5 protein-coding genes are annotated in these 5,510 nt (G+C 45.1%); 2 read left to right on the forward strand and 3 right to left on the reverse strand.

Going from position 1 to position 5,510, the window contains the following annotated elements:
• The first annotated feature begins 88 nt into the window (after nt 1-88).
• Entirely contained in the window at nt 89-679 is a 591-nt protein-coding gene (locus tag FGQ86_RS15875) for a helix-turn-helix transcriptional regulator (protein WP_138305124.1), read from the forward strand.
• 30 nt (nt 680-709) lie between these two features.
• The gene (locus FGQ86_RS15880) at nt 710-1,774 is read left to right on the forward strand and encodes a site-specific integrase (RefSeq protein WP_138305126.1); all 1,065 of its coding nucleotides are present in this window, start codon (nt 710-712) and stop codon (nt 1,772-1,774) included.
• A 315-nt stretch (nt 1,775-2,089) separates the two neighbouring features.
• Here the strand turns inward: FGQ86_RS15880 and FGQ86_RS15885 are convergent, their stop codons facing one another.
• From FGQ86_RS15885 to FGQ86_RS15895, 3 genes are all read right to left on the reverse strand, one after another.
• Complete coding sequence (locus FGQ86_RS15885) at nt 2,090-3,301, reverse strand: site-specific integrase (protein ID WP_002576318.1); 1,212 nt, start codon at nt 3,299-3,301, stop codon at nt 2,090-2,092.
• A gap of 145 nt (nt 3,302-3,446) precedes the next feature.
• Nucleotides 3,447-4,658, reverse strand: coding sequence for a site-specific integrase (locus FGQ86_RS15890; protein WP_002576319.1), 1,212 nt, complete (start codon nt 4,656-4,658; stop codon nt 3,447-3,449).
• An 84-nt stretch (nt 4,659-4,742) separates the two neighbouring features.
• Nucleotides 4,743-4,973: a hypothetical protein gene (locus FGQ86_RS15895; protein WP_002576320.1), complete on the reverse strand. Its 231-nt coding sequence runs from the start codon at nt 4,971-4,973 to the stop codon at nt 4,743-4,745.
• Between the last annotated feature and the right edge of the window lie 537 nt (nt 4,974-5,510).

A 5,510-nucleotide genomic window follows, 5' to 3' on the forward strand; every position in this document is an offset into this window, starting at 1 on the left:
AGAATAGCTATGATAGAAATAGTATTAAGACCTTGGAGAGGGTCTATAAACACTACTACTTTATAATACGAGAGAGGTGAAATCAATCATGAAATATGACACAAAACAGATTGGACTTAGGATCCGAACTGCCAGGAAACAAAAAGGCATGAATCAGACGCAGCTGGCAAATGCACTTGGCAAATCACTTCGCACGATCCAGAAATACGAAAGTGGTGAAATAGAAGTATCTATTGCCATGATCAATGAACTTGCCGGATTGCTCGATACTACTTCTACCTATCTAATTGGATACGAAACCGATAGCAGACCACTGACATATATGTCAGATGTTATGAAGTTTTTCTTTGAACTCGATCAAATTCAGGAGCTGGGCTTTCGTATAGATGTAAAACGCCCGCCTGAGCACAATAACTGGGAGTGTTCTATTACATTTAATGGTAAAGACATGTCAGCATCAGAAAACGCAGATATGTGCCTGTTTTTAGAGGAATTTAACGAAAACAGAGAAGAATATGCCTCTTACCAGCACACTGCAAAATCCTATCAGGACTGGAAAGATAAGACATTAGCCTACTATTCCACTATCCCATTATCAGAGAAAGAGCAGGAAGAACTTTCAGAGGAGGAACGTATAAAACGAAGAAATGCTATTTTAAACAAACAGTTTGGAGAATAAGTCTCGCCGAAAGAAAGGAGACTTAACTTTATGAAATTACCAAATGGCTATGGCAGCGTAGTAAAATTATCCGGAAAAAGAAGAAAACCATATATGGTTCGAAAGACTACCGGATATCATATTGATCCTGTAAAGGAAAAGAAAGTCGCTGACTATATTATTATCGGATATACCGCAACCAAAGCAGAAGGTCTGCAGATGCTGGCAGATTACAATCATAATCCATATGATACCAGAGCCGCAAAAATGACTTTTTCGGAAGTATATGAAGAATGGTCTAAAAAGAAATATCCGACCGTATCAGAAAGCAACGTAAAAGGGTATTCAGCATCATACAAAGCCTGCACCATTCTTTATTCCAGAATCTTTAAAGACCTGAAACTGGCAGACCTTCAGCAGGTCATCGACACCTGCGGGAAAAACTATCCGACACTGAAGAAAATAAAGATACTGTTTAATCAGTTATATGATTTCGCTTTAAAAAATGACATCTGCAACAAAGATTATTCTTCTTTCGTTGATATCGTTCAGTACAAGGACAGAAATCCGAATAAGCACAGCAGAAATAAATTTACAAAAGATGAAATCGCCAAAATCTGGACGATGAAAGATGATAAATATTATCAGATCATCCTTATGCTTCTCTACAACGGTACACGTATTTCAGAATTTCTTTCCCTAAAAAAGGAAAACGTGCATCTGGATAAGCAATACTTTGATGTGATTGAAAGTAAAACAGAGAATGGCATCAGAAAGGTTCCGATCGCGGACAAACTTCTTCCGTTCTATAAAGGCTGGTATGAATCCTGTCCGGACTGTGAATATCTTCTGCATACAGAGGATGGTAAGCCTTTTAAGTACCGCAATTATTATGACAGCTACTGGACACCGCTTACAGAGCAGATTGGAATTAACCGGACGCCTCACTGTACCAGACATACGTGCATATCCATGTTATCGGAGGCAGGAGTCCAGGACACTACTATCAAAAAAATTGTGGGTCACTCCGGAGCTATGAGCCTGACTGAAAAGGTTTATACGCATCTGGATGTACAGATACTTGTTGATGCCATAAACAAAACATTAGCGGAATAACTTTGTTGCAAACGTGTTGCAAATGCGTTGCAAACGGAGCAAATTTCACCCCGTTTCACGACATTCCACAATGTTTCCGGAGAACTGAAAAACCCCGGAAACATAAGGAGTTTCCAGGGTTTGTAAGCATTTCGATATTCTCTTTTGATTATCTCTTGGGTAACCGAGATTAACGTTTGGAGAACTGCGGTGCTCTACGTGCAGCTTTGAGTCCGTATTTCAATCGTCTGAGCGATGATTTTCCTTGATATTCCGGGCTTTTTTGAGCCTCGGCCCCTCGGTTGTCCTATTCCTTAACCAAAAAACAGGCCACTTTTACGAGGGGACAGCTTGATGAAATGCAGAATTTACTACATCGAATAGCTGTTCTGGTTTATTATACTTTACTCTTGCATAGATGTCCATAGTTGTCTTGCTGTTCTCATGTCCGGCAAGGTACTGGACCGTCTTGGGGTCAACACCTGCATACAGAAGATTGGTGATGTAGGTATGCCGCAGCAGGTGCGGTGTCACATCGAAGTCCAGGCTATACACAATGTTGGGATTGTTTTTCTGATGTCCTCCCAGACTCGGCTGAACAGTGTACTTGATGCTCTGTCCGTTCACATACTTATAATAGGTACGCTCCTTGGTAGACCGAACAACGATGTACTGCCAGACACGTTTGAACTGCGAATATGACAAGGGCTGTCCCTCACTATCGGCAATCACATATTCCGATTTGGAGGCAGCCTTGGCTTCCCGCAGACAATTCACAAGGCATTTGGGAATGGGAATATCCCTTCTTGCTGCTTTCGTCTTAAGCGTTGTAGAGATAACCGGTCTGTTATGCTCTGATCGCCATGCGCGCCGCACAGAGATATATGGAGTGGGTGCATCGAGGAACACACAATCCCATTGCAAGGCGAGAGCTTCTTCTCGGCGCAGACCGGCATATAAGCCGATCATGGTAAACAGATACGGCGGAAGTCCTTTGACGGTTTCCAGCAGCACTTCCACCTGCTGGTCTGTCAGCGAATCTTTCTTTTGGGTCGGTTTCCCTCCTTTTGCCGAAATCCCCTCACACGGATTGTATTCCAGCAACTGGCTCCGCTCTGCCGAGTAAAAAATGCACTTGAGGAGCATATTCACCGTATTGTGCAGGCTCTCGGACTTATTGGACAATGGGATCAGCGCCAGACGAATATCATCCGCTGTTACTTCCTCCATATACATATCTCCCAAAGGCTTGATAATGTAGTTCTTCATATTGGAGGCGTAGCCCTTCAGTGTAGCCGGCGACACTTTTGCGGATTGCATCAACAGCCACTTCTCACAATACTCGGCCACAGTAGGATGCTCCCGGTGGAAGATGATCTCCGCTACCTGGCGTCTCGCCTCCTGCTCTTTATCGTACAGTTCCTCGCAGGTAGTCCCATACAAGCTCACCTGCTTGCCGTCTGCGTCCAGAATCCGGGTTCTGTAATACAGGACACCCTTTCGTGTGACGGTTCCATATTGAGGTATGTTTTTTTTCTTCTTTGCCATAATTAATTTCCTTTCTCGCGTGGTGATGTATCTACACCTCCTTTTTATCAGAGATTTCAAATTGAATCAAAGATACGGCCAAGGAAAAACTAAGAGCGAGACATCCTTGTCTCGCTCTTACTTCATTTTCTGAATTGTTCGGAACTTACACAGCGTCCCATAAGTCAAAGGCACAGCCCATTGCTTTGACAAGATCATCCGGCCTGTTGTATTTGACCTTTGCGTAAATGTCCATCGTGATTTTGCTGCTTTCATGGCCCGCCAAATATTGTACCGTTTTGGGGTCCACCGAAGAATGAATCAGATTGGTGATGTAGGTGTGCCGCAGCTGATGCGGTGTCACTTCAAAATCCAGGCTATATACCACATGGCCGTTATTCCTGGCTTTTTCTCCAAGTTTCGGGTAAAGCATATATTTTACATACTTTCCGTCCACAAGTTTTCTGGCCATTCTCGGCTTTGCAGTCCGCGTCACAATATACTGCCACAGCCGCTTAAACTGTGTATAGGATAGCGGATCACCGTCCCGATTGGCAATCACATAATCCGAAGTGGATTTTTTCTTTGCATCTTTCAGACATTCAACCAGACAGACCGGGAGAGGAATGTTTCTTTGTGCCGCTTTGGTCTTTAGCTCGGTAAGAATGACCGGCCTGTTATGTTCTGTGTGCCATGCCCGCCGTACCGTTAAGTACGGAGCCTCTGCATCCAGATACACAGAATCCCATTGCAGCGCCAGGATTTCTTCCCGGCGCAGACCGGCATATAAACCGATCATCACAAATACATAGGGCGGCAAATCCCGGATCGTGTCCAAAAGCCGCTCAACCTGTTCATCCGTCAATGCCTGTCTTTCTTCCTGGGGAACTCCTCCCTTTGCATCCAGGTATATGGTCGGGTCCTCGTCAATCACATGGCTCTCCTTGGCCGCCCGGAAAATGGACTTGCAGAGAATCACCACAGACTTATAAACCGAAGCCGACTTCTTGGAAACAGGTACGAGGGCAAGTTGGATGTCATCCAGGGATACATCAGCCATTCTCTTGTCTCCCAGCCCTCCAATAATGTGCCGCCGCACCTTAGAGGTATAATCTGTCAAGGTGGTGGCCCGAACATGGACGGACTGCATCAGCAGCCACTTCTCACAGTACTCAGCAACCGTAGGCGATCTTCGACGAAACGTAGTACTGTCAATCTGCTCTAACGCCTCCAGTTCCTTGTCATAAAGCTTTTCGGGCGTCTTTGCATAAAGCGCCACTCTGTTTCCATCCGAATCTTCGACTCTGGTTCTATAATATTCAATGCCGTTAAGCACGACCGTACCATATTGAGGAATTGCCCTTTTTCTTTTTGCCAATTCCGTCACCTCCTAAGAATAATGTCCAGCGCTGTACCTTTGTTTTATCAGACATATTAGGTTCCAGCAAGGATACGGAACAGCTCAAGCTCGGACACTTCGCAGCTTGCGGTATGTAGCGCTTTTTTCCACTGGCTTTGCACGATGGGTGCATTTTGCGATATACTCCTGAAGGCCAGCATCTGTAAAGTACACGCAACCATTTTGCACATACTGAACATAGGAAATTAGCCCACTGTTTCGAGCTGCATCCAAAGTGGCAATGCTAATCCCCAGTAATTTGGCAGCCTCTTTCCGCGAAATCAATTTTTCCATAGGTGGTCCCCCTTTCTGTCAAAGATGTGGTTGTTGCTTTCAAAATCACATGAATGCGCTGGCAACCGAAGCTGCCAGCGCATGGTATCTGACTTTGAAAAATTTACTCGCCACATTTGCCACGCACCCCTGGCGATGGGGACATTCCGGTCTCCGCTGGCGCGGCTGTCATAACTCCACAGCGTCGTTTTACTCGTGCGCCGCAGAGTTCCCCCCAAGTCTTTAGGAGGCCGTGAGGAAGTATCTTTAACCCCTATGCAGTCATCGCGCCCTGAAATGCCACTTTCGGGTATCAGGCTGACGTGGATCGCTCGGAACAGTCCTATTCATCACCTCCTGGGGCTGTCCATCTTCGCGGCGTGCCTGATTCGCTCGTACATAGGTTATGTACCGGAAATGCCGTCTATGAAATTGTCAAGCTCCACATTGGGAGAATGTTCTTCCCTCAATGGGTAGGCACTGATATTGTCAAGATTAGTTGACACATTTATTTCAAGGATATCACTGACTATGCTACCAGTTCCAAATCCTCATAAT

This window comes from Clostridium sp. BSD2780061688st1 H5 (genome assembly GCF_005845155.1).
Lineage (GTDB): Bacteria > Bacillota > Clostridia > Lachnospirales > Lachnospiraceae > Claveliimonas > Claveliimonas intestinigallinarum.

Excerpts from the sequence above, each read along its gene's own strand:
- FGQ86_RS15875 (WP_138305124.1), top strand. The coding sequence starts at position 89 with ATGAAATATGACACAAAACAGATTGGACTTAGGATCCGAACTGCCAGG.
- FGQ86_RS15880 (WP_138305126.1), top strand. The coding sequence starts at position 710 with ATGAAATTACCAAATGGCTATGGCAGCGTAGTAAAATTATCCGGAAAA.
- FGQ86_RS15885 (WP_002576318.1), bottom strand. The coding sequence starts at position 3,301 with ATGGCAAAGAAGAAAAAAAACATACCTCAATATGGAACCGTCACACGA.
- FGQ86_RS15895 (WP_002576320.1), bottom strand. The coding sequence starts at position 4,973 with ATGGAAAAATTGATTTCGCGGAAAGAGGCTGCCAAATTACTGGGGATT.